The sequence below is a fragment of the Veillonella agrestimuris genome (assembly GCF_943193065.1).
Taxonomy (GTDB): domain Bacteria; phylum Bacillota; class Negativicutes; order Veillonellales; family Veillonellaceae; genus Veillonella; species Veillonella agrestimuris.
The window spans coordinates 1-1,193 of record NZ_CALPCS010000028.1; the positions used below are offsets into that span (position 1 = coordinate 1).

1 protein-coding gene is annotated in these 1,193 nt (G+C 44.1%); it reads left to right on the plus strand.

The window, feature by feature from the left end:
- Positions 1–4: 4 nt before the first annotated feature.
- A complete protein-coding gene (gene tuf / locus NFR29_RS08250; protein ID WP_251425532.1) occupies positions 5–1,192 on the plus strand; it encodes an elongation factor Tu in 1,188 nt (395 codons plus the stop codon).
- The last annotated feature ends 1 nt before the right edge of the window (position 1,193 follow it).

Below are 1,193 nucleotides of genomic sequence, written 5' to 3' on the forward strand. Positions count from 1 at the left end.
TAAAATGGCAAAAGAAAAATTTGAACGTAATAAACCGCATGTTAACATCGGTACAATCGGTCACGTTGACCATGGTAAAACAACTTTAACAGCTGCAATCACAAAAGTATTGGCAGAAAAAGGCCAAGCTGACTTCCAAGATTACAGCATGATCGACAAAGCTCCAGAAGAACGTGAACGCGGTATCACAATCAACACTGCACACGTTGAGTACGAAACAGACAACCGTCACTATGCACACGTTGACTGCCCAGGCCATGCCGACTATGTAAAAAACATGATCACTGGTGCAGCACAAATGGACGGCGCTATCTTGGTAGTATCCGCAGCTGACGGCCCTATGCCACAAACTCGTGAGCACATCTTGTTGGCTCGCCAAGTAGGTGTACCTGCTATCGTTGTATTCATGAACAAAAAAGACATGGTTGACGACGAAGAATTGTTAGAATTAGTAGAAATGGAAATCCGTGAATTGCTTTCCTCCTATGAATTCCCTGGCGATGACATTCCTGTAATCGCAGGTTCTGCGTTGAAAGCATTGGAAGGGGATGCAACATACGTAGCAGCTATCGAAGAATTGATGGCAAAAGTAGACGAATACATTCCAACTCCAGTACGTGACACTGACAAACCATTCTTGATGCCAGTGGAAGACGTATTCACAATCACAGGTCGTGGTACAGTAGCAACTGGCCGTGTAGAACGTGGTGAAGTAAACGTTGGTGATACAGTAGAAGTAGTAGGCTTGAAAGAAAAAGCTGACTCCTACGTAGTAACAGGTCTTGAAATGTTCCGTAAAACATTGGATTCTGCAGTAGCAGGTGACAATGTAGGTGCATTGCTTCGTGGTGTAGATCGTAAAGATATCGAACGTGGTCAAGTATTGGCAAAACCAGGTTCTATCAACCCACACACAAAATTCAAAGCCGAAGTATACGTGTTGACAAAAGAAGAAGGTGGCCGTCATACTCCATTCTTCTCTAACTACCGTCCACAATTCTACTTCCGTACAACAGACGTAACAGGTGTTGTAAATCTTCCAGCAGGTGTAGAAATGTGTATGCCTGGTGATAACGTAACAATGGATATCGAATTGATCACTCCAATCGCTATCGAAGAAGGTTTACGTTTCGCGATCCGCGAAGGTGGCCACACAGTAGGCGCTGGTGTAGTAACAGCTATCGAAGCTTAAT

Excerpts from the sequence above, each read along its gene's own strand:
- tuf (WP_251425532.1), top strand. The coding sequence starts at position 5 with ATGGCAAAAGAAAAATTTGAACGTAATAAACCGCATGTTAACATCGGT.